Consider the following 22,131-nt stretch of genomic DNA (forward strand, 5'->3'; position numbering starts at 1 on the left):
CCATGATCGGCTTCACCTCTATCAAACGCAGCATTTCACTGATGGTGGTCGCTACCACGACTCTATTAGTGACGCTCGCGTGCTTAGTGGTGAGCACGCTGTTAATTCAGAATGTTGAGAAGCGGCTGTTGGAGCGCACTGAACAGTTTACGCGCTTGATTGCAATTAGTGGCAGCCGCAGCATCGTGTTTGATGGCGGGCGGGATCCGACCGAGTGGCTCGCCAACCTCGCTGAAACGAAGTATATCGACCATATCCATTTGTATCAGTTGGGCGAGAGCTCAGCCATGATGCGCTATTTCGGTAGCTACAACCGCGAGAGCTTAGCGCCTATTCCAGCTCGGTTTGAACGCGTTGAGAGCTTGTTAGGCGCACGTTTAGCCGAACGCTACATTGAGGCGGCGTGGCCAGTCAGTATTGATGACCGAGTGGTTGGGTACGTCTATTTGCGTGCCTCTCGGGACGATATTGATAATCTCGTTTGGCTCAGCATCGTGGTGTCGTTGATTGTTGTGCTGAGTTCCATGTTGCTGGCTTGGCTGATCACACTCAGATTACGACGTTACCTGATGAGGCCGATTGATCATTTGGTGGACTCATTACAAGAAGTCGCGAGAGATAAAGATTACTCCATGCGTTTACCAGAGGCCTCGTTACATGAGCTGGAGCGTCTCTCAAGCAGCTTCAATACCATGCTAGAGCGCATTCAACAGCACATCCGGCGGCAAGAACTGGCTGAGCAACAAGCCAGCCAACTGAACACCGAATTGGAACGACAGGTGACGCAGCGCACCGCCGCACTGCGTGATGCCAACCAAGAATTACTGAATACCCTCGAGAAACTGCATCAATACCAACGTCAACTCGTTGAAGCGGAGAAAATGTCCTCACTCAGCGACATGGTGGCGGGTATCGCGCATGAGGTGAATACGCCGGTAGGTCTGGCCATTACCTCGACATCGATTCTGCAAGATAAATTGGATTCAATGCGGAGTAAGTTCGCTGAACGGCAGATTACCAGCCAGCAATTTGAGGACTTTCTGCAGGCCACGGATGAAAACTTGCAGTTGATTAGTCGCAATATTAAACGCACTGCTGATTTGATTACGCGTTTCGGTCAGTTGGCGATGGATCAATTCGCTGAAGATCCGCGTGAGTTTGAACTCAACAGTTTCGTGACCGACGTCGTCGCATCGCTGCATAATCGCTTCCCGCAACTCGACGCGCACCAGATTGACGTCGAGTGTCCAGCCGATATGGTTGTGTGTAGTCGGCCAGGACCACTCACTCAAATACTGATGCAACTCGTACAGAACTCCTTGCAGCACGCGTTTGCAGAACGTGACCATGGTCATATCCGAATCCAGTTCGAAGTCATCACGGCGAAACTCGAAGAGCAACCGGCACACTTGAAAATCACCTACTCGGACGATGGTGAAGGTATTCCAGAACAGATTGGTCGACGCATCTTTGACCCCTTCGTAACGAGCAAGCGTGGACTGGGTGCAACCGGCCTCGGATTGCACCTCGTCTATAACCTCGTTAATCAATTATTAGAGGGTCACATTGAGTATGAAACGCAACTGAATGCCGGCACTACCTTCCTAATCGAGATTCCACTACAACAGTGCGGCCGCATTTAATCTAGCTTTGCGAGTTATTGGTCGATTTCTTACACAAAATTAATTTATCTTTTTTTAGCTTCTGCTACACTAACAATGTTCACCACTTTTCAACATATGTTAATGGAACTACTATGAGTGCAAGATTACTGATCGTTGAAGACGAGGTCGTGACTCGCAACACACTCACTCGCCTATTTCAACAAGAAGGCTATGACGTTTTTGATGCGGCAGATGGCATGCAAATGCAGCGCATCATGGCTCGTCAACAAGTTGACTTAGTTATTATGGATGTCAACCTACCTGGCAAGAGCGGTATTGAGTTGGCTGAGAAGCTGCGTGAAAACCAAAACATCGGTCTCATTTTCCTGACTGGCCGTGACGCTGAAGAAGATCGTTTATTGGCACTCGAATTGGGTGCAGATGATTATCTGATCAAGCCATACAATCCAAAAGAACTGATTATTCGCGTTCGTAACTTATATCGTCGTATCGAGGCACTGAAAAGCCAAGAGAAAACGATTGGTCACGATAGTATCGTATACGAATTCAATAACTGGCGTTTAGAGAGCGATAGCCGCTGCTTATTCTCCCCAGAAGGAAAAATGTTCCGGCTGCCGAAGAGTGAGTATCGTGCCATGGAACTGTTCCTTACGAACCCGGGAAAAATTCTTGACCGCGAAACTTTAGTGAAGAAGATGTTGGACCGCGAATTACGCCCGAATGACCGCACAGTTGATGTCGCCATTCGCCGCATTCGTCGTCACTTTGAAGGATTTGGCGATACTCCAAATCTGATTACGACTATTCACGGCGAAGGCTATCGATTTGTTGGCCAAGTGAATATTCGTCACTTGGACCAGCCGTCACTCAATTCCCCGAGCTGATAGCCAGTGTCTCAGTTGTGCTTGATGAATGGGTAGCTCTGCTACCCATTCTTTTATTTGCGGCTCTACTTGTTCCCATGTCCAAGCTTCGCGCTCAACCGATTCCATCGTTCTCGCTAACTGACGCAAACCGACCGAACGGCAAGCTCCTTTCAGTTTGTGCGCCTGGCGGCGGATCTCTACTTCATCACGTTTATCCAGAAGCCAGTTCAGCGTATCCACATAACCACGAATGTTATCTGAGAAAGTTTCATACATTTCGAGCAATCCTTCGTTGCCCAAAAGTTCGGCGTACTGTTCAAGTAGGCGTTCATCCAACATCTTCGCTATCCTTAGTGGTTTGGACTCGATTGCATTAATCGAAAACTTTCAGTCGCTGATTGAACTCATTCTGGCAAACTACCGTAAATGAGAAAGATCAAGTATACTAGCGCCCCCTTTTTGGGGACATTAAATTTTTGCAACGTTTGGAGCCGTAACGCATGCCAACAGCAACACCTACAATGATGCCAGATATCGCTAATCAAACCAAAGCACAAACCGAAGGTGCATTGGATTGGGTCGGCATGAGTAATATCGAAATGCCGATGGTTGTCGGTGCCGCAAACGAGCCAGAGCGCCCCGTGAATGCGCTGATCGATGCTTTTGTGAATCTTACCGATCCGAAAGCGAAAGGCATTCATATGTCTCGACTGTATCTGTTGCTTGAGGAGTTGTCGAATAATGACATGCTCACTCACCAATCGTTACGTCGCTTGTTGCACGATTTTATCGCCAGCCACGACGGCCTAGCTGACCAAGCTTATGTGAAGTTTAGCTTCGATTATCAGATTCGTCGAAAAGCGCTGATTAGCAAGAAGCAAGGTTGGAAGTCGTACCCAGTAGTCCTAGTGGGTCGTTACAACGCAGGCGAACTCGATCTTGAGTTGTCTGTCGATGTGCCGTATTCGTCAACGTGCCCGTGTTCAGCCGCATTAGCGCGTCAGCTCATCCAAGAGGCATTCGCGAACCAGTTTGGTACGGATGCGGATGTGGATGCTGAAGCGGTTCACCGTTGGTTGGGAACGACACAAGGTATTGTGGCAACTCCGCATAGTCAGCGTTCCATTGCTGAAGTAAAAGTGAAGCTAGGCGACGCTATTACCGAGTTTCCAATTATTGCGCTGATTGATGCCATCGAAGGTTCACTGAAGACGCCAGTGCAAGCTGCGGTAAAACGTGAAGATGAGCAAGAGTTCGCGCGTCTAAACGGTCAAAATTTAATGTTCTGTGAAGATGCTGCACGTCGCCTCCAGTTTACTCTGAATCATCAACCTGATTACTCAGACTTCTGGATTCGAGTGAACCACTATGAGTCATTGCATGCGCATGACGCGGTGAGCATCACGACAAAGGGCATACCGGGCGGTTTTAAAGCCTGATTCATCGACCCCAGATTCCGGCTGAGTTATACTACTCGGCCGGAATTTTTTTGTTTTGAGCAACTATGAAATCGATTGATATTGTCGGGATTGGCAACGCGCTAGTCGACCAAGAGTTTGAAGTCACGGATGAATTTCTCCGTCAACATAACATCGAAAAAGGCATGATGACCTTAATCGAGGACGCTGACCAAGAGCGCCTGATTAAAGAATTGGCCAAACGCGGTGAACTGAAGAAGCAATCTGGCGGTGGCTCTGCTGCAAACTCACTGGTAGCGTTTAGCCAGTTTGGCGGCAAGGCATTCTATTGCTGTAAAGTCGCTGACGACCAAGCGGGCACTTTCTACTGTGAAGACATGAAGCGTGTGGGTATTACCACGAACATCGGCAGTTGCCAGCATGAAGGCAAAACAGGTCGCTGTTTAGTGATGGTCACTCCAGACGCTGAACGCACGATGCGGACCTATTTGGGTATTACCGCTGATTTGTCGATTGCAGAGTTAGATGATAATGCTATTGCGAATGCTGAGTACCTCTACATTGAAGGTTACTTGGTCACATCTCCCGTTGCTCTGGAGGCTATTCGTCATGCCAAACAAGTCGCTCGCGCCAACAATACAAAGATTGCAGTCACCTGCTCTGACCCAGCTATGGTGAAATACTTTCGTGAGGGCATCGATACGATCCTAGACGGCGGTGTCGACGTACTTTTTTGTAATCACGAAGAGTCTGAATTGCTCACCGGTACAGCTGATGTGCAAGCTGCGATGCAACAATTACAGCAACATGCTGGCATTGTTGCTATTACGCTTGGCAAAGATGGTGCATTACTCGCTGACGGCACCCGACAAATAGCAGTACCTGGTGTCAAAGTGGTTGCGAAAGACAGTAACGGCGCCGGCGATATGTTCGCAGGCGCTATGATGTATGGTCTGACTCGTGGATACTCATTAGCTGCCTGCGGCATGCTCGCAAGCCATGCAGCGGCTGAAGTGGTATCCGAGTTTGGACCGCGGCTGAGTCTCGACCGGCAGCAACAACTGCTGATCCGACTGCAGCACGAACCAGAATTCAACTAATACTCAAAAGCGCTAATAGTTATTAGATAATAGCTACTAGCAAAGACAAGATCCGTGTTTTCTAATAGCTAGTAGCCATGAGCTAATAGCCGATTGAAGGGGTAGTCATGCAAGATTATAAAGTCGCCGATATCAGCCTCGCCGAGTGGGGCCGTCAAGAAATTTCTATCGCTGAGTCAGAGATGCCAGCGCTGATGACCATTCGTCGTAAATATGCAGCGAGCAAGCCACTAGCTGGTGCGCGCATTATCGGCTGTATTCACATGACCATCCAAACCGCTGTGTTGATTGAGACTCTGATTGAGTTGGGTGCGGAAGTGCGTTGGTCATCATGTAATATCTTCTCAACGCAAGACCATGCTGCGGCAGCGATGGCAGCAGCGGGTGTACCGGTGTTTGCCTGGAAAGGCGAAACTGAAGAAGAGTATGAATGGTGCTTGGAGCAGACCTGTCGCAAAGATGGCGAGTTGTGGGATGCCAATATGATTTTGGATGACGGTGGTGATTTAACCCTCCTGATCCATGACAAGTATCCGCAAATGCTCGATAAAGTACATGGGATTACCGAAGAGACAACCACGGGCGTGCATCGTCTGCTTGAGATGTTGAAACACGGCACACTGAAAGTTCCAGCTATCAACGTCAATGACTCAGTCACTAAATCAAAGAATGATAACAAGTACGGTTGCCGTCATTCGTTAAGCGACGCTATCAAACGTGGTACTGACCACTTATTGATGGGTAAGAAAGCGTTGGTGATTGGTTATGGTGACGTCGGTAAAGGTTCTGCCGCAAGTCTTAGACAAGAAGGTATGATTGTAAAAATCACCGAAATCGATCCGATTTGTGCCATGCAAGCGTGTATGGATGGCTACGAAGTGGTGTCTCCATACCTGAATGGCGTTAATACTGGCGATGAATCGGGTATCGATAAGAATTTGCTGGCCAACACCGATTTATTAGTGACAACCACCGGCAACGTCAATGTGTGTGACCGCTTCATGCTAGCCGCGTTAAAGCCAACTGCAGTGGTTTGTAATATTGGTCATTTCGATAACGAAATCGACACCGCATTCATGCGTAAAAATTGGCGCTGGGAGCAAGTCAAACCCCAGGTACACAAAATCTACCGCAGCGATGACCCACAAGATTACTTATTGCTCCTATCGGAAGGTCGTTTAGTGAACCTTGGTAATGCGACGGGTCACCCAAGTCGTATTATGGATGGTTCTTTTGCAAACCAAGTACTTGCGCAAATTCACTTGTTTGAAGAGAAGTTTGCCGACTTGCCAGCGGCTGAAAAAGCTGCCAAGCTGCGCGTCGAAGTATTACCGAAGCAGCTCGATGAAGAAGTCGCGAAGTATATGGTGCAGGGTTTTGGTGGCGTGATTACCAAGCTCACCAAGCAGCAAGCTGACTACATCCATGTTGCCGTCGAAGGACCATTTAAATCGGACGATTATCGTTACTAAACTTTATGACGGTTATTTATAAGGAACTCACGGCCGCCGATCACGCGGCCGTGCTTGAATTAGGGAACCAGGTTCATGGTGAGAATTACCTCACTCCTGAATCTTTGGCAGATTATGCTCAGCGAGGCCTTGTTGGCGACACCAATCTCAATTGGCTCGCTTTTGTCGATGGCAAACTAGCTGGTATTCGCTTGACCTTTGCGCCAGGTAACTGGGACATCGACGAGTACTGTACACCATCTGAATGGCCGGTTTCCGTGGAGCAAATGTGCTACTTCAAATGCTCCGCTGTAGACGCAAACATTCGTGGTGCTGGTATTGGTCGGGGGTTGTTAGACCATTCGATTCAAGCAGCCCGACAATTAGGTTGTAAGGCCGGACTCGCGCACATTTGGATGCAAAGTCCGAACAACTCAGCCTACTCCTATTTCAGCCGTTGTGGTGGCGAGCTTATAAAAGAGCATGCGGATCGCTGGTACCGATTATCGGTTGAAGAAGGCTATCACTGCCCCATTTGTGACGGCGTTTGTCACTGTGCAGCTGGTGAAATGATTCTGCGTTTTAAAGACTTCAGTTAACTCTTCTGCGGAGGCGTTGTGAGCCAATACGACCCATTACACGATGTAAATCCTGGCCCACATCGCCCATACCCAAATAGCTATTGGTTACAACAGACCTCCTCCGCACAATTTCCACAAACTGCAACTGAATTACCAGCCACCGCTGATATCGTGGTGATAGGTGCCGGATTTACCGGGCTTAATGCTGCGTTAGAATTGGCTGAGACCTACCAGCAACAAGTGGTGGTGGTGGAAGCCAATCAACTCGGCTGGGGCTGCTCGATGCGTAATGCTGGCTTCGCTATGCCGGGCACTGGCAGACTGGGCTATGCAGCGTGGGAAAAGCGTTGTGGTGTCGATGTTGCCAGAGGTATCCAAGCAGAGTATCAGCTCGCATTTGAACGCTTAGAACGACATATCGCAGCCTGCCCTGAGCACGCTCAGGTGCAACGGGGTGGTTATCTGAAGATTGCACATCGAGCCAAAGCGGTAGCCGAATTGCGTCAGCAATTTGATGCGCTGCAGCGCTATGAACCCAGCACAACGTGGCTTGACCGCGCTGCTATTCAGGCGCGAGTCCAGAGTCCGCAAGCCCATGCTGCGATTCACTTTCCGCAGAGTTTTGGTATTAATCCAGTGTTATTGACGACGAGTGTTGCTCGGCAAGCGGTTGAAGCCGGTGTGAAAGTGGTTGAGCATGCACCAGTCTCTCAGTGGCAAACCGAAGCTGATGGTTCCCATTGTCTGCATACACCCCGTGGTCATATTCGCTCTCAAAAAGTCATTATTGCGAGCAACGGCTACACTCCGAATCATTTGCACCCCAGTATTCATGGCCGGACGCTGCCGGTGCTGTCCAGTGTGATCGTCACGCGACCACTGACTCCAGCGGAGTTAGCGGAAACGCATTTAAACAGTCGTGAATTGGTCATGGATACGCGCACTTTGAAATATTATTTCCGGCTGCTTCCTGATAATCGTTTATTGTTTGGTGGTCGCGGCGCTATACGTGGCAAAGATGCAAACAATCCGCGTTATACCCGTGACTTGATGCAAGCGCTCAGTGCTACCTTCCCGCAATTGAACGATCTTGCAGCAGAACAACCGGATTACTCTTGGAGTGGTTGGGTGAGCGTGGCGCTGGATGATTATCCGCGGATTTACAGTCCAGCCTCAGGTATTTTCACGAGCATGGGCTATTGCGGATCAGGAGTCACTTTTACTCAGTTGGCCGGACAACGGGTCGCGCAACTCGCGATGGGTGCTGAACTACCGGCGCTGCCGTTCTATCAATCGGAACTGCCAAAATTTCCGTTTGCCGGCTTGCGGCGCGTTGGCCAATGGTTGTTTTACCAGGCCAACGTCAACCGCTAGTTTTTCTTAGAGACCGAAAACAACCTTCTCGCTGCGCAACATACGACCGATCAGCATCAGCAGCAACGCCGACAGTGCGAAGGTAGCAACTGCACTTAATGCCATCGGCAGCCACTGTAAGGCCTCACCTTTAATGATGTCGAGTAGGGCCTGATGCTGGCCGGTAATCGGCAAGTAATACAACGCCTGATGCTTCACACGTGAAAACTCGACCCCAAACACAGCCAACATCGGCAGCATCAGCAAGAAAGAAATATAGGTTTGTGCCTCTTTAAAACTCTTCGCTCGGAACGATACGAAGAGCTGTAACGCGGTCGCAAACAACGCCAATGGAAATAGTAGTGCGATGATGAGTAGAATCGACTGCCAACCGAGTGCAATGCTAATTCCGATGTTATGTAACGGTAGGAAACTGAAAATAAACGGAATCAAAACCACACTCAGAATACCACCAAATATTGCGAAGCAACTCGCAGCAAGAGCCTTACCCCACACCAATTGCTGCGCTGTTAACGGTTGCGACAACAACAATTCCAGTGAGTTACGTTCACGTTCACCAGCGCTGATATCGATGGCTACGTTCATACCGGAAAAGAACACCGACAACAGCATAAACACCAACACACTACCCATGAGTAACGCTGCGCGTGACCCCTTGGTTGCGGTATCGTGCTTGACCAGATCAATAGCGTTCATAATGCCAGGATCGATGCCGCGCATCTGTAAGCGAATATAGGTCAATTGATTGCTATAACTCTGCACTGCGCGCTCGACCCGATTGATGTCGGTGCGTTGCTTTTGCGCAGAAAAATCAGCGGTCAGTGTGACTTCGATAGGCTTGGCTTTGGCTATATTCTCAGCCCAGTTTTCACTGATAGCTAAGACAATAGGCTGCTGCCCGTCAGGCCATGGTTTCTCGCGTTCCACAATACCTTGCCGTTGCAGGTGGGCAATAAATGCCGGAGCATGTTCCGCGCCCTCGATATTGATGCCGACGTCACTCTCATCAGTCAATTGTGAGATTAACACAAAAAAAGCGACCGCCATCAACAGGGGACCAAAGAAAGCATAGGACATAGCCGCCATAACCGAGCGCTTATCCCGTAGGGCATCGCGCAATTCCTTGCGCCAGACAATCAGTAATGGATTGCTCATGCTGCGATCCCCTCATCGGTACCAATAATTTTCACGAATGCTTCTTCGAGCGCACTTTCACCCGTTAACTCGCAGAGTTCTTGGGTCGTGCCCTGTGCCGCCACTTTGCCCGCAGCAATCACCACTACTTTGTCACACAGCGCTGCAACTTCTTGCATCACGTGTGACGAGAATAGAATACTGGTGCCCTGCTGCCGCAGTTCTCGCAGCAAGTCCCGCAAAATCCGCGTACTCATCACATCAAGTCCACGGCTGGGCTCGTCAAGTATCAGATGCTTCGGTTGATGCACAATCGCTTGCGCTAGTGCTACTTTCATCCGCTGACCTTGAGAAAAGCCTGTGGCTCTGCGGTCTGCAATTGCCGTCATATCTAAGCGTTCAATTACATGCGCGACGGCCTCTGCCTGCTTTGCTCCTTGCATCCCGTGCAATGCAGCGAAGTAGGCGATTTGTTCGCGCGCTGTGAGACGCTCATACAAGCCGAATTTATCTGGAAAAATACCAATGCGTTTGCGAGCCTCTAATGGCGCGACTTTTGCGTCAATACCATCAATCAGAGCTTCACCGGAATCTGCTTGTAATAGACCATAAATGGTACGGAGACAGGTTGTTTTACCCGCGCCATTTGGCCCCAACAAACCGGTAATCTCGCCCTCAGGAGCACTGAAAGATAATCCGTTTAATGCGTTGACGTTTCCGAAGGCTTTTTGTAGTTGTTTTACTTCAATCATCGTCTGCTCCTAGAGTCCTTTACCGTTTGCATTGAGTACAAATGGCATTGGCTTCGCAGCCGTAGTTAAGCAAGCATCGTCTAACTTAGATAAGTCATTATGGTCAATAAACTGACCCGCGAGCTTGTTCGCACAGGTGTGACCCACAATGGTATGTGACCCGTGGGTGGCGACTAGGTGACGACTGTTCGACAACGTCTCAGCAGCAATTTCGCCCCACGCAACAGGTGTCACTGGATCTAATTCGCCCGACAACAGCAGTGTTGGGATGTCACTCTGAACTGGCTCAAACCAACTGTCTGGTCGCGGCGCTTGTGGCCATACCGAACACATGTCAACAAAAGCATCACCCGTACGGCTGCCAATAAAGTCATTGTCACCATCGCTGGCTAGTAACTCATCGGTGGCACGCGGTAAGTCTTCGCTACAGAGCACGGACAACATCAACCCCATATACAGTTGCGATTGATTCATCACACCGCCCATGAGGCCAAGCAAAGGCTCATAGTTGCCTTGAGCAGTCTCATTGATCACATAGGGCAGCATTTGACGCGTCGTTGGATGGTACAAAGACACCCGCATGACTCCGGTGAAACGGCCTGCGGTCACCAGAATATCCGTCGCTTCATTACTCAAAGGATCAGGAACTGTAATAGGTACCGGATCGTTTTCTAATTGCTGCAACACATTGCGATAGGTTTCCTCGAGGTTTGGAAACTCGCTGTTACATGCACTCGACTCACGGCAACGCGTCAAAAGCTTGTCGAACGACTCAGCTCCATGTTTGCCAAATGGACCCACGACAACTTGAACTGGTGCTACAGCATCGAGCACAGCGCTACGCACAGACTCTGGCGCTTCACGCATATACACCAAACCCGCACGGCTGCCGTAAGAACCACCATACAGATTTACTTGCTGATAGCCGAGGTGCTCGCGTACCCGCTCGAAATCACGAATCGCATTCACCGAGTGATACTGTGTGAGATCAGTCTCGTCATAACGTGCCAAGCATTCACCGGCCATTTGATCGAGCTGCACATCATCATCATTTTTGACGAGCTCATCCATGTGATCGACTTCGCAGCTCAATGGGTTTGATTTACCCGTACCGCGTTGATCAATCAAGAGGATATCGCGCTTGCGGCGGACATCTTTGAAAATCCGGTCAATCATCGCCGCGAGTTCTGTTGCGGCTTGCCCAGGACCACCTGCAAGAATGAGCAAAGGATCCGCAGCTTTGCTCTCGCTGACTGCTGGTAACACAGCGAAGTTGATCGGGATCTGACGGCCGTCGGGACGATCATAGTTTTCTGGAACCATAATCTTTCCACACCGCACCTGTTCAGAAATATTGCGTAAATAGCAACCCTCTAACTGCGTTGGGTTGGGTTGAGCCGAAGACTGCGCTGCTACTGAACTTGGCAAGGTTGCCATAGCCCCAAAACATGCGAGTAATACAAGAGGTAGACGCTTCATAGAATGTTATCCAATTGTAACAATTGGCATAGTGTATCGCTTCACCGTACGTCAGAGAAGAGCTTAAACTGTAAAGAAGTGTTAGCGTCGAAAGGAGAGAGTATTCTCGGTTCGCGAATCGTTGTTTCTGAATAGCTGAGAACACGATTCCTCTGCACCATTAACACGGCTCTTGCGCACGCAGGTCATGCGCTCACGCAGTACATTTCCGGTTGGGGTATCGAGTAGATTATTCAATTTTGCCCACTCCATGTCACCGGCTTGCATGACAGAGTCAGGATTAGCACTGATTGCCAAAAACCGACCGACATCATGGGCATTATGTCGGAGTGCGAACTGAATCAACGACAGATTATTGCAACGAACCGAAGTATAGATGTCACGCAGACGTTTTCGTTCATACTGGAGCTTCTGCTTTAAAGCACGAGTATCATTAGTCCGGATAAAGCTGCAAATAGCCAACGCGGTGTCCGCCGATACGTTCTGGACACCCAGCTGTTGAGCTTGACTGGGGATGTGATAACCACTACTACCAATAATGATTGAAAGCGTGATTCGAATAAGCCATTTCATCATGTGCTGCGACCAATTAATCTGCGGCGCTGGTTTGCCGTAAAACAGATGCTACCGCTGTCAAACAAGCCTCGCAACGGAATTTAATGTTGCTAGTCGTTAACTCTTTGGTACACACATGTGAAAAATGTATGCGGATTGTTTGCATCACTAGGATGCTCAACTTTTTCAACCAGCTCCCAGTTCCCTGCCGCGTGAAAATCGGGGAAATAGGTATCACCGGCTGTCTTTAAATCGATTTCAGTGAGATACAAGCGCTCAGCTTGCGGCAGAAACTCGCGATAGACGTGACCACCACCGATGATCATCACTTCATCACTGTGTCCGGCTGCTTGTAGCGCCAATGCTGGGGAGTTCACCCAGATCACGCCTTGCTCATCCGTATAGGGTTGTTGATGACGTCGCGAGAGCACGATATTGGTGCGCTTGGGAAGCGGACGCCCAATGGATTCATAGGTCGCTCGCCCCATCACTACTGGCTTGCCGAGGGTGACTTTTTTGAAGTGTTGGAGTTCCGCAGGTAAATGCCAAGGCATGTCACCGTCCTTGCCAATCACTCGGTCCTGCGCCATCGCGGCTACTAGTGCGACTATCAAGCTGCCCCCTCAATGAGTGAATAGTAAACAGAGAAAAGTGAACGGAAAAACTCTGTTCACTACTTCCTATTCACTCTTCACTATTTACTGTTCACTGTCACTTTTGGTAGACCACTTCTACGTCGTAGTCGTCGTCGTCGAAATCATCATCATCGTCGTCATCTTCCGCATACGCGTCAAGCTGTTGTTGATGATAATCATCCCATTTGAATTCGGTCGTTGCTTTTGCTTCCGCTTCCATTTCTTCTGGCGTTTGTTTGGGCTGCGCTTCAATGTAAGTCATGATTTCCTTACATAAGGCTTCGGTACCCAAGTTCGCTAAAGCGGAAATTTGATAAACGGGACCATCCCAATCGAGCGCTTCTTTCACGCGTTGCAGCCGTTCAGCAATTTCGACCTCATCTAACAAGTCTGTCTTATTCACGACTAACCAGCGATGTTTCGCTGCAAGAGCTGGACTGTATTTTTCAAGCTCATGCACAATTTTCACTGCTTGTTCGGCAGGATCGGTATTGTCATACGGCGCCAAATCGACAAGGTGCAACAATAGGCGGCAGCGCTCTAAGTGTTTCAAGAAGCGAATCCCAAGCCCGGCACCTTCTGCAGCGCCCTCAATCAAGCCGGGAATATCGGCAATGACAAAGCTTGCATGCGGAACCGGACGAACGACACCTAAATTCGGAACTAAGGTTGTGAACGGATAATCAGCAACTTTTGGCTTCGCTGCAGAAACTGAACGAATGAACGTTGATTTACCAGCATTCGGCATGCCGAGCAAACCGACGTCTGCGAGCAACATCAGCTCTAATTTGAGTGACCGAATTTCACCGGGTGTGCCATCACTTTTTTGGCGTGGTGCACGGTTGGTACTGCTTTTAAAGCGCGCATTTCCCAAGCCGTGAAAACCGCCTTTGGCAACCATTCGGCGTTGACCGTGACGCGTCAAGTCACTAATGGTCTCACCCGTCTCAACATCCGTCGCACGAGTTCCGACCGGTACTTTCAGGACAATATCGTCGCCGCGTTTACCGGTACAGTTTTTACCAGAACCGTTCTGTCCACGTTGAGCTTTATGGATGCGTTCAAAACGATAATCAATCAGCGTATTGAGGTTCTCATCCGCCTCCAGATAAACGTCGCCGCCATCACCACCGTCGCCGCCATCAGGGCCGCCTTTAGGGATGTACTTCTCACGTCGAAAGCTCACCACGCCGTTACCGCCGTCGCCAGCCTCTACGCGAATTTCGACTTCATCTACAAACTTCATGATTTCCTACCTGCTAACATGAAAAAACCCCGTCACACCGGACGGGGTTTCTAATTCAAACGTGCGCTTTTAGCCTAGTCTTACTCAGCTACGATGCTCACGAATTTGCGGTTTTTAGGACCTTTTTCCGCAAAAGAAACTTTACCATCCGCTAAAGCGAATAAAGTGTGGTCACGACCGATGCCGACGTTGTCACCTGCGTGGAACTTAGTTCCGCGTTGACGAACGATAATGCTACCAGCCAATACTGACTCACCACCAAAACGTTTTACACCCAGACGTTTACTTTCTGAGTCGCGACCGTTCTTGGTTGAACCACCAGCTTTTTTGTGTGCCATGTGTCGTTACTCCTTCAATTAACCGTTGATACCAGTGATTTTCACTTCTGTGAACCACTGACGATGACCTTGACGTTTCATGTGGTGCTTACGACGACGGAACTTGATAATGTTCACTTTGTCGGCACGACCATGGTTTACCACTTCCGCTTTAACAGAGCCACCAGAAACAAAAGGTGCGCCGATTTTCACGTCGTCACCGTTCGAGAGCATTAATACCTCTGCGAACTCAACCACTTCACCAGTGGCCGCTTCCAGCTTTTCCAGGCGGACGATTTGCCCTTCAGTAACACGGTGTTGCTTACCGCCACTTTGGAATACTGCGTACATAGTTTTCTCCGATTTGTCCCAGTGGGACGCCATATATTTAAATCAGGGCGCGAAGTATACCCATTCTGCGAGTAACAGTAAATAGTAAAAAGCGATAAAACACCGCTACTGGCTGCTAGCTACTGGTTACTCGCAAAACCTAGATCTGTGTTTTCGAATAGCAAGTAACCAATAGCTAGTAGCGATTATTTAGTTGAGGCGGGTGACGGCTATGTCGGCTAGAGCGTGCAATGCATCGCGATATTCCGAAGCCGGTAACGCAGCTAGTTGTGCTTGTGCAAGTTGGGCTTCTTTCAGCGCGCGATCACGTGTGTATTCGAGCGCTCCAGTGCGCTGCATGGTCGCAAGAATAGTGCTAAGTTGATCACGCCCATCACCTTGTTCTATGGCGAGACGAATTTGCTTTGCTTCGTGTTCGTTGCCGTGCCACATGGCATAAAGTAACGGCAGTGTCGGCTTCCCTTCAGCGAGATCATCGCCAGCCTGCTTGCCCATCACATCGCTGTCGGCGGTGTAATCCAGTAGATCATCCACCAACTGGAAGGCGGTGCCGAGGTGACGACCATAAGCTGCCAGAGCATCTTCAACTGCTGCAGGTTGCGCAGCAAGGACCGCGCCCAGTTGCGTTGCGGCTTCAAACAGTTTGCCGGTTTTGCCATAGATCACGGCAAAATAGCTCTTTTCAGTGGTATCTGGATCATTGCAGTTCATCAGCTGCAACACTTCGCCTTCAGAAATGATGTTGGTGGCGTCGGCGAGAATTTTCATCACCTTCATGGAGTCTAGCGTGACCATCAACTGGAAGGCGCGTGTATACAAAAAGTCACCGACCAACACGCTTGCTTCATTACCAAACACGGCGTTTGCGGTTTCCTGGCCACGGCGCAACTCAGAGGCATCGACCACGTCATCATGAAGCAAGGTTGCGGTGTGAATGAACTCAATGATAGTTGCCAAGGTTAAATGCCCGGCTCCCGTGTAACCTGCAGCGCGCGCAGCCGTAACCGCCAACAAAGGTCGTAACCGCTTGCCGCCGCTATTGACGATATACAGACCCAGTTGATTAATCAGGGCAACGTCGGATTGTAGTTCGCGGCCAATCAATGCATTAACACCTTGCATATCGGCTGCCATCAGCGTGTTGATTTCAGATAACTTCATCGTTTGCTGGTACGGTTACTTGAGGGAGTCCGAATTGTACCGTAAAAAAACGGTAAGGGGCAGCGTTTCAACGACTTTGGCCAGCAGAATGCCGCTTCTGCCGCAGCAAACGTTGATGCAATAGAGCGATAGCGATCCCGGCGACAATGCCGCCCCAATGTGCCATAAAAGCAATATCGGTAGTGCTGGGTAAATAGAGTGTGTCATAGGTACACTTCACCAACAAACCAATACCAATAGCCGTGCCACTCCAACGCCGTAAGAAAGTATCGGCAACTGCGCCCCAAGCGTAAAGGCCATAGAGCGCCCCAGAAAATCCAGCATAAATCTGAGTTTGTGGGTCCAACCAGAACATCGCCAAGGTACTACTTACCAGGAGCACCGGCAGCCACAACCAGTCACGCCAACTAGGCAGGTGTTCGATAAATAATAACCACCACAACCATAACCCCAGAATATTCAGCCACAAATGAGGCTGGTCGTGATGCACTAGGGCGCCGGTAAGCAAACGCCAGCTTTCTCCAGCAAGAATCGACGTGCGGTGATAGACCCATTCATCGAGTGATGCGGTCCACTGCCCCGAATAATACAGAATCAGCATAACCAAGCTCAGCACACTGATGGGAATCAGCGTTGCTTTGCTAAACGGCAGATTTACCCACCACTGTCTCCACTTGATCATCGGACGATCTCACTCCCATAAAAAACGCCGAGCTGAAGGTTATCTTCAAGCTCGGCGCTGCAGAGGTCAACGCTTTTATATCATCAATTTAAAAGCGATAAACACCACGTGCGTAATAAAATCCTCCATTGACCCCCATCGGCGACGTTGGTGGATATTGAGAACCAACCAAGCCTGCATATGGGTTCACGTCAGGACGAGCATCAAAGATATTCTTGCCACCGAATGCCACTTCCCAACCGTCAGTGAGTTGATACCCTAACTCAAGATCGAATGTAGTTTCTGCTCCAGCGAATATATCGAGACCACCACCTGCGTCGACATGATCCTCATAGTACTCGCCAAAGTGATTCACTCGAACTAACGATTTCCAATCACCTTTGGTGAAGTCTACCGTGAAAGTTGCTCGATGCGCCGGTAAGTTATCTTCTAACATTTGTACCTTTGCGAGGTTAATGTTATCCGGATTAAAATCATCCACGGTCGTGTCAGTCCAGTTATATGCGAGTGAATATTTTGCGCGGCCACCGAATGCATCTTGACTGTAGTTCGCCACTACATCTACACCTTGGGTGGTGGTATCAAAGTCATTCGTAAAATAGACCACCGAGCTATAACTGGTCGCATCGCGGATCCCTTGATCGAGAAGTGCTTGGATATCTTCAGGTGTCAAAGGAATGGCGGAGGTCCGACTTAAGCGATCGGTTACTTCAACGTTGAAGTAGTCAACTGTAAGGTAAAGACCATTATCAAATTCACCAACCACACCAAAGCTAATCGACCGAGAATCCTCGGGCTCTAGCGGCACAGCACCTTTCAAAGCAGCGATCGGATTTGTCGGTGGTAACAAAGCCTGATCTTGCAGCTCAGTACCAACAAATGCGGTGGTCACGTTTATGACATTACTTTGACCTACAGTCGGTGCTTTAAAGCCAGTTGAATACGCTGCGCGAGCAGCCCAACTCTCGTTCAATTGATAACGTGCAGATAACTTGCCGTTAAATGTTGAGCCAAAATCACTAAAATCCTCATATCGGAATGCGACTCCCATCATAAAGTCCGCGCTCAAATATGTCTCGATATCCACATAGCCGGCCCAGTTGCCGCGACTCCATTCACCAGCGGCTTCAGGCTTAATACCTGGAAAACCGTTTGACCCGATACCAAACCCTTGTGACGTTCCAGTTCTTGGGTCGAAAGCTAATGAACCGACGGCAAAAGACGCTGGATCTCCTGCTTCCTGTTTGAAAGTCTCGCGACGGTATTCGATACCTGCGCCGACATTAACCAAATCATAAAACCCATCGACTGAAAATCCTTTGTAAAAATCCGCATTAAAGTTTTTCTCGAGCTGCGACGCAGAGCCGGGTTCAAATTCCGTCGGACTATTTGGTCCCAAAGAGGGGTTCACGGTGTTTGAAATAAGATACTCGACGCGTGAATAACCCACACCAATGCTCACATCGTAGTTCCAATCGTTTGCAAAATAGCCCGTTGTTCCAGCGACGAATGATGTGTCAGTAACAATGCCGCCGAAGCGAGGTGTGAAACCACCCGGGAACATCTCATTAAAAGCAAAACAGTTTGCACCGACGGCAGTGTTATTATTCGCGATGAGCTGATATTCGGGGGAGTTCAAAACGTTATTGCCGATTCGTACTTCTGGACACTCAATACCTTGTCCAACACCATCCAAATCGCCAACCAGCAACAAACTCTCGCCTGCATCGTTAGTTCCACCATCGTATACTCCGCCGCGATCATGTGGATTCCGATAGTAGAAGCCACCTTCAATTTCGCGCTCGGCATAATTGGCGAACAGGTAGGCTTCTTTATTTCCGCCCAAATCCAGACCAAAGTTACCGAGTAACTTATAATCGTATTTGATTTCAGGGGTACCCCAAATTTGAGCCGGATTTGCAACGAACGTATTGCCCGCAGCGATCAGAGCCGCGGCATCATCTCGTTGAACACTTCGACTCGTTGGATCGGCGGTTTTAAACTCGGCACTAAAGTTAGCAAAGCCACGCTCGGATAACGGCATGCCGACGTTACCAGATACTTGTACAGTATCACCATCGCCCTCAGCAGTGCTGCCATAACGTGCTTCAAATGAACCGCCATCATCAGCATCTTTGAGGACAAAGTTAATGACCCCTGCGATAGCGTCGGAACCATACTGTGCTGCGGCGCCGTCACGAAGGACTTCGACTTGCTTGAGCGCAGATGCAGGAATAGTTGAGATATCGGGACCTTGCGCACCGTCCGATAATCCACCTCCAAGAAACGTAATAACCGCACTTCGATGCTTACGTTTTCCGTTAACTAACACTAATGTATGGTCGGATGCTAAACCACGCAAGTTCGCCGGTCGCACGAGAGTTGATGCGTCGTTTATCGGTTGGTCGTTGACGTTAAATGAAGGCACGACTGTGCTCATCATATTTAGCATGTCCGTCGATCCTTGACGCTCAAACTCCTCGCTACCAATGATATCGAGAGGCACCGCTGAGTCACCAACCGAACGCGGTGCTGAGCGCGTTCCTACTACTGCAATTCGCTCATCAGGTTTCGCTTCTGCCTCAGCATCTTCTTGCTGTTGCGCAACTGCCAGCGGACTTACAAAAAGACTGGTACTGCATAAGACTAGCGCCGTCCGGATGGAGGTAGCTAGCCGATTAGGTTGTTGTTTCATGACGTTTCTCCCTGGTCACTTTGTTCTTATTGGCTATGAATAAGATCATAGCTAATGAACACTTTTACGCCAGATGTTTATGAAAAACAACCGTTAAACGCACAGATTTGACCATTCATCGTAGAAATGATGGGTATGGGACACAAAAAAGCCGCCCTGACAAAAGCTTCAGGGCGGCCTACTCTTCAAGTCTTTGAATTAAAATATATTAGCTTACGAAATCCAGACCAGTTTGAATGTCGCCTTTGAGACCGTCAAGCATCGCGGCTTTCGCAGATTGCTCATAGGCGCTTAACTCACCATATGGGAGGATTTCAGCGATGCCGTTTGGACCTAAACGAACCGGATGTGCGAAGAACAACGCATCAGCACCATCGGTTTCAACGTAAGTGCATTCAACCACACTGTCGTCACCTTGCAATGCTTTCACAAGTGACAGACAGAAACGGGCAGCTGCTTGACCCATTGAAAGTGTCGCTGAGCCGCCACCAGCTTTCGCTTCAACCACTTCAGTACCGGCATTTTGAATGCGCTTCGTTAAGGCTTCAATTTGCTCGTCAGTGAAGCTTAAACCCGTTTGTGACAGCAATGGCAAAATAGTGGTGCCGCTGTGTCCGCCAATCACTGGGACTGTGACTTCAGCTGGGTTTTTGCCATGAATTTCAGCAACAAAGGTTTCAGCACGAATCACGTCTAAAGTGGTTACGCCGAACAGTTTGTTTTTGTCGTAAACGCCTTTCTTCTCCAGCACACGCTTAGCAATCGCAACCGTGGTGTTCACTGGGTTGGTGATAATACCGATGCAGGCTTTCGGACAGTTATCCGCAATCGCTTCAATCAAGTTCGCAACAATACCCGCATTGATGTTGAATAAGTCAGAGCGATCCATACCCGGCTTACGTGGGACACCCGCAGGAATCAACACGATGTCACTACCAACCAGCGCACTCGCGAGGTCATCTTTCCCATAACCTTTCACGGAAACCGCAGTTGGGATGTGGCTGAGATCAACAGCAACGCCTGGAACAACTGGTGCAACGTCATACAACGCTAGGTCAGTACCAGCAGGTAATTGGGTTTTCAAAAGTAATGATAGTGCTTGACCGATACCGCCGGCTGCACCTAAAACTGCAACTTTCATCTCAGACTCCATCCAGTAATGTGGGGAAATTTAGGCCGAAAATACTACTCCAGAACCGCCGAAATTACAACCAAAGCCCGCCACTCTAGGCGTTTCAGTTGAATTCCGTTACACTGCTGTGAATCTTAATCTACTCACTATGATTGCGGAGCTACTGTGCGTTCAGATGAACTAATTGATGCGTTTAAAGCGCTCTTAAAACAAGAGCGCTATGGTTCGCAGACCGCTATCGTTGAAGCCCTAAAAGACCGTGGCTTCAGCAATATTAGCCAGTCGAAGGTATCGAGGTTGTTGAGTAAGTACGGCGCTGTTCGCACCCGTAATGCGCGGCAAGAAATGGTGTACTGCTTACCACCTGAGTTGGGCATTCCATCCACTCGCGCGCCATTGACTCAGCTTGTTTTAGATATTCAGCACAATGATGTGATGGTGATCATCCGGACGACACCGGGCGCAGCGCAACTGATCGCTCGATTACTCGATTCGGTCGGCAAACAGGAAGGTGTGCTTGGAACGATTGCCGGCGACGACACTATCTTTATCGCACCGCTCAAAGTTTCGGAAATTGATTTCACACTGCAGAAAGTCAAAGAGTTATTTGAAAACGCCGATTAGCGTTTGCTAGTGCCGAGCTGCTCCAGAAAATCAATCGACGGGGCAAAATAGGAACCGTTGGCGACCGCTTCCACATAATCCAATAATGGATCGTAATCGCCATCACTATCGGCTATGTATCGTTGCTTCAACCATTGCACAAGATGCTGTGCGTCACCACTAAAATACATCGCCAATAAACCCTGCTCGCGCAAATCACCCCACGGCATATTCTGACGGAGCAATAATAAGGGTTGATCCTGAACATCCACCAGTCGCGATTTTTGCGCATGTGTGACCAAACTCAGGACTGCTTCACTGATGCGCTCACCAGAAATCTTCTGGCGCCCCATCACATGTTCTTGCATGTCGACACTGAGTTGTTCCCAGCGACGCAAATCATGCCGAAATTTCTGCATCAATAAATACGCCCCACCCGCAAAATGTTTATCGTCTTCTGCTTTAATGGTGGCAAATTGGCGTCGGCGCATTCCATGCGGGTTGTCGGGTGACTCAATAAAGCCCGTTAAATCACGGCCATCCATGAATCGAAACGTGCGTATTTCGTCCAACAACTCGACATCATGCCCGAGCCACTCTAAGAAGGTTCGGGCAGACTGAAAATTCACATCAAAACGGTCTGACCGAATACAAAGCAACAAGTCAACAGATTCGCGCGGTGCTTGGCGGTCACCGTCCCGTAATTCTGGGAAGCTTCCCAACTGCGCCGGGCGCTGGGTTGGATACAAGTGGTCCCAATAATCACTACCAATCGCGACAAACACGCTGAGCATCGATTCTGAGAAGCGATCATCCAACTCGCTCGCTATACTCGGAATACGCGCAAGCTTACGACGGACTGCATCAACGTCATCCGTCATCACATTCATCAATAATGTTAAGCCGTGTAGATTAGGCTCTGCGTACACGCCGACTTGGGGTCGTGCCATAGCTTCCTCAATTGCATGAAGTTT

The 22,131-nt window shown here is 49.2% G+C and carries 22 protein-coding genes; 8 read left to right on the forward strand and 14 right to left on the reverse strand.

Annotation, left to right across the window (positions count from 1 at the left end; all coding sequences use genetic code 11):
• Positions 1-2 precede the first annotated feature (2 nt).
• Together CWE22_RS06050 and arcA are read left to right on the forward strand one after the other, a co-directional pair.
• Positions 3-1,643, forward strand: a complete 1,641-nt coding sequence (locus CWE22_RS06050) for an ATP-binding protein (RefSeq protein WP_169930450.1) — start codon at positions 3-5, stop codon at positions 1,641-1,643.
• Between the two features lie 113 nt (positions 1,644-1,756).
• Entirely contained in the window at positions 1,757-2,509 is a 753-nt protein-coding gene (gene arcA / locus CWE22_RS06055; protein WP_169930451.1) for a two-component system response regulator ArcA, read from the forward strand.
• Here the strand turns inward: arcA and CWE22_RS06060 are convergent.
• Positions 2,489-2,830 (reverse strand): Hpt domain-containing protein, encoded by a 342-nt coding sequence (locus tag CWE22_RS06060; RefSeq protein ID WP_169930452.1) that lies wholly within the window; start codon positions 2,828-2,830, stop codon positions 2,489-2,491. The genes arcA and CWE22_RS06060 overlap by 21 nt on opposite strands.
• Before the next feature lie 161 nt (positions 2,831-2,991).
• Between CWE22_RS06060 and folE2 the strand changes: the two genes are divergently transcribed.
• From folE2 to CWE22_RS06085, 5 genes are all read left to right on the forward strand, one after another.
• A complete protein-coding gene (gene folE2, locus CWE22_RS06065) occupies positions 2,992-3,930 on the forward strand; it encodes a GTP cyclohydrolase FolE2 (protein WP_244595963.1) in 939 nt (312 codons plus the stop codon).
• A gap of 65 nt (positions 3,931-3,995) precedes the next feature.
• A complete protein-coding gene (locus CWE22_RS06070; protein ID WP_169930453.1) occupies positions 3,996-5,009 on the forward strand; it encodes an adenosine kinase in 1,014 nt (337 codons plus the stop codon).
• Positions 5,010-5,116: 107 nt separating this feature from the next.
• Positions 5,117-6,481 (forward strand): adenosylhomocysteinase, encoded by a 1,365-nt coding sequence (ahcY, locus tag CWE22_RS06075; RefSeq protein ID WP_169930454.1) that lies wholly within the window; start codon positions 5,117-5,119, stop codon positions 6,479-6,481.
• Between the two features lie 5 nt (positions 6,482-6,486).
• Positions 6,487-7,059, forward strand: a complete 573-nt coding sequence (locus CWE22_RS06080; RefSeq protein WP_169930455.1) for a GNAT family N-acetyltransferase — start codon at positions 6,487-6,489, stop codon at positions 7,057-7,059.
• Between the two features lie 18 nt (positions 7,060-7,077).
• Positions 7,078-8,415, forward strand: coding sequence for an NAD(P)/FAD-dependent oxidoreductase (locus CWE22_RS06085; RefSeq protein WP_169930456.1), 1,338 nt, complete (start codon positions 7,078-7,080; stop codon positions 8,413-8,415).
• Positions 8,416-8,421: 6 nt separating this feature from the next.
• Here CWE22_RS06085 and CWE22_RS06090 read toward each other — a convergent pair whose 3' ends face one another.
• From CWE22_RS06090 to mdh, 12 genes are all read right to left on the reverse strand, one after another.
• Positions 8,422-9,570 carry an ABC transporter permease gene (locus CWE22_RS06090; RefSeq protein WP_169930457.1) on the reverse strand — a complete coding sequence of 383 codons (1,149 nt, stop codon included), beginning with the start codon at positions 9,568-9,570 and terminating at the stop codon, positions 8,422-8,424.
• The gene (locus CWE22_RS06095; RefSeq protein ID WP_169930458.1) at positions 9,567-10,301 is read right to left on the reverse strand and encodes an ABC transporter ATP-binding protein; all 735 of its coding nucleotides are present in this window, start codon (positions 10,299-10,301) and stop codon (positions 9,567-9,569) included. Before CWE22_RS06095 ends, CWE22_RS06090 begins: the two co-directional genes overlap by 4 nt.
• 9 nt (positions 10,302-10,310) lie before the next feature.
• Entirely contained in the window at positions 10,311-11,780 is a 1,470-nt protein-coding gene (locus CWE22_RS06100) for an alpha/beta hydrolase (protein WP_244595964.1), read from the reverse strand.
• Positions 11,781-11,861: 81 nt separating this feature from the next.
• Positions 11,862-12,356, reverse strand: a complete 495-nt coding sequence (locus CWE22_RS06105; protein ID WP_169930459.1) for a DUF3718 domain-containing protein — start codon at positions 12,354-12,356, stop codon at positions 11,862-11,864.
• A gap of 89 nt (positions 12,357-12,445) precedes the next feature.
• Complete coding sequence (folA, locus tag CWE22_RS06110; protein WP_169930460.1) at positions 12,446-12,949, reverse strand: type 3 dihydrofolate reductase; 504 nt, start codon at positions 12,947-12,949, stop codon at positions 12,446-12,448.
• Positions 12,950-13,046: 97 nt separating this feature from the next.
• Positions 13,047-14,216 carry an Obg family GTPase CgtA gene (gene cgtA, locus CWE22_RS06115; RefSeq protein ID WP_169930461.1) on the reverse strand — a complete coding sequence of 390 codons (1,170 nt, stop codon included), beginning with the start codon at positions 14,214-14,216 and terminating at the stop codon, positions 13,047-13,049.
• An 80-nt stretch (positions 14,217-14,296) separates the two neighbouring features.
• Entirely contained in the window at positions 14,297-14,554 is a 258-nt protein-coding gene (gene rpmA, locus CWE22_RS06120) for a 50S ribosomal protein L27 (RefSeq protein ID WP_169930462.1), read from the reverse strand.
• 18 nt (positions 14,555-14,572) lie between these two features.
• Entirely contained in the window at positions 14,573-14,884 is a 312-nt protein-coding gene (gene rplU, locus CWE22_RS06125; protein WP_169930463.1) for a 50S ribosomal protein L21, read from the reverse strand.
• A gap of 189 nt (positions 14,885-15,073) precedes the next feature.
• Positions 15,074-16,045: an octaprenyl diphosphate synthase gene (gene ispB / locus CWE22_RS06130; RefSeq protein WP_169930464.1), complete on the reverse strand. Its 972-nt coding sequence runs from the start codon at positions 16,043-16,045 to the stop codon at positions 15,074-15,076.
• Between the two features lie 67 nt (positions 16,046-16,112).
• The gene (gene rrtA / locus CWE22_RS06135) at positions 16,113-16,727 is read right to left on the reverse strand and encodes a rhombosortase (RefSeq protein ID WP_169930465.1); all 615 of its coding nucleotides are present in this window, start codon (positions 16,725-16,727) and stop codon (positions 16,113-16,115) included.
• Positions 16,728-16,815: 88 nt separating this feature from the next.
• Positions 16,816-19,422: a TonB-dependent receptor plug domain-containing protein gene (locus tag CWE22_RS06140; RefSeq protein WP_169930466.1), complete on the reverse strand. Its 2,607-nt coding sequence runs from the start codon at positions 19,420-19,422 to the stop codon at positions 16,816-16,818.
• Between the two features lie 208 nt (positions 19,423-19,630).
• A complete protein-coding gene (gene mdh, locus CWE22_RS06145) occupies positions 19,631-20,563 on the reverse strand; it encodes a malate dehydrogenase (RefSeq protein ID WP_169930467.1) in 933 nt (310 codons plus the stop codon).
• 156 nt (positions 20,564-20,719) lie between these two features.
• Between mdh and argR the strand changes: the two genes are divergently transcribed.
• Entirely contained in the window at positions 20,720-21,178 is a 459-nt protein-coding gene (argR, locus tag CWE22_RS06150; protein ID WP_169930468.1) for a transcriptional regulator ArgR, read from the forward strand.
• On the opposite strand, the gene CWE22_RS06155 is transcribed toward argR, so the two are convergent.
• Complete coding sequence (locus tag CWE22_RS06155; protein WP_169930469.1) at positions 21,175-22,107, reverse strand: Dyp-type peroxidase; 933 nt, start codon at positions 22,105-22,107, stop codon at positions 21,175-21,177. The two genes, argR and CWE22_RS06155, sit on opposite strands and share 4 nt — an antisense overlap.
• Positions 22,108-22,131: the final 24 nt, after the last annotated feature.

It is taken from the genome of Pseudidiomarina aestuarii (assembly GCF_003987355.1).
GTDB lineage: Bacteria > Pseudomonadota > Gammaproteobacteria > Enterobacterales > Alteromonadaceae > Pseudidiomarina > Pseudidiomarina aestuarii.

Bases quoted from the DNA above. Each gene is read 5' to 3' on its own strand.
- ispB (WP_169930464.1), bottom strand. From the start codon at position 16,045: ATGAAGTTATCTGAAATCAACACGCTGATGGCAGCCGATATGCAAGGT.
- CWE22_RS06105 (WP_169930459.1), bottom strand. From the start codon at position 12,356: ATGATGAAATGGCTTATTCGAATCACGCTTTCAATCATTATTGGTAGT.
- CWE22_RS06155 (WP_169930469.1), bottom strand. From the start codon at position 22,107: ATGGCACGACCCCAAGTCGGCGTGTACGCAGAGCCTAATCTACACGGC.
- CWE22_RS06095 (WP_169930458.1), bottom strand. From the start codon at position 10,301: ATGATTGAAGTAAAACAACTACAAAAAGCCTTCGGAAACGTCAACGCA.
- CWE22_RS06080 (WP_169930455.1), top strand. From the start codon at position 6,487: ATGACGGTTATTTATAAGGAACTCACGGCCGCCGATCACGCGGCCGTG.
- folE2 (WP_244595963.1), top strand. From the start codon at position 2,992: ATGCCAACAGCAACACCTACAATGATGCCAGATATCGCTAATCAAACC.
- rpmA (WP_169930462.1), bottom strand. From the start codon at position 14,554: ATGGCACACAAAAAAGCTGGTGGTTCAACCAAGAACGGTCGCGACTCA.
- CWE22_RS06060 (WP_169930452.1), bottom strand. From the start codon at position 2,830: ATGTTGGATGAACGCCTACTTGAACAGTACGCCGAACTTTTGGGCAAC.
- cgtA (WP_169930461.1), bottom strand. From the start codon at position 14,216: ATGAAGTTTGTAGATGAAGTCGAAATTCGCGTAGAGGCTGGCGACGGC.
- CWE22_RS06140 (WP_169930466.1), bottom strand. From the start codon at position 19,422: ATGAAACAACAACCTAATCGGCTAGCTACCTCCATCCGGACGGCGCTA.
- mdh (WP_169930467.1), bottom strand. From the start codon at position 20,563: ATGAAAGTTGCAGTTTTAGGTGCAGCCGGCGGTATCGGTCAAGCACTA.
- CWE22_RS06100 (WP_244595964.1), bottom strand. From the start codon at position 11,780: ATGAAGCGTCTACCTCTTGTATTACTCGCATGTTTTGGGGCTATGGCA.
- ahcY (WP_169930454.1), top strand. From the start codon at position 5,117: ATGCAAGATTATAAAGTCGCCGATATCAGCCTCGCCGAGTGGGGCCGT.
- CWE22_RS06090 (WP_169930457.1), bottom strand. From the start codon at position 9,570: ATGAGCAATCCATTACTGATTGTCTGGCGCAAGGAATTGCGCGATGCC.
- CWE22_RS06050 (WP_169930450.1), top strand. From the start codon at position 3: ATGATCGGCTTCACCTCTATCAAACGCAGCATTTCACTGATGGTGGTC.
- rplU (WP_169930463.1), bottom strand. From the start codon at position 14,884: ATGTACGCAGTATTCCAAAGTGGCGGTAAGCAACACCGTGTTACTGAA.
- CWE22_RS06070 (WP_169930453.1), top strand. From the start codon at position 3,996: ATGAAATCGATTGATATTGTCGGGATTGGCAACGCGCTAGTCGACCAA.
- arcA (WP_169930451.1), top strand. From the start codon at position 1,757: ATGAGTGCAAGATTACTGATCGTTGAAGACGAGGTCGTGACTCGCAAC.
- rrtA (WP_169930465.1), bottom strand. From the start codon at position 16,727: ATGATCAAGTGGAGACAGTGGTGGGTAAATCTGCCGTTTAGCAAAGCA.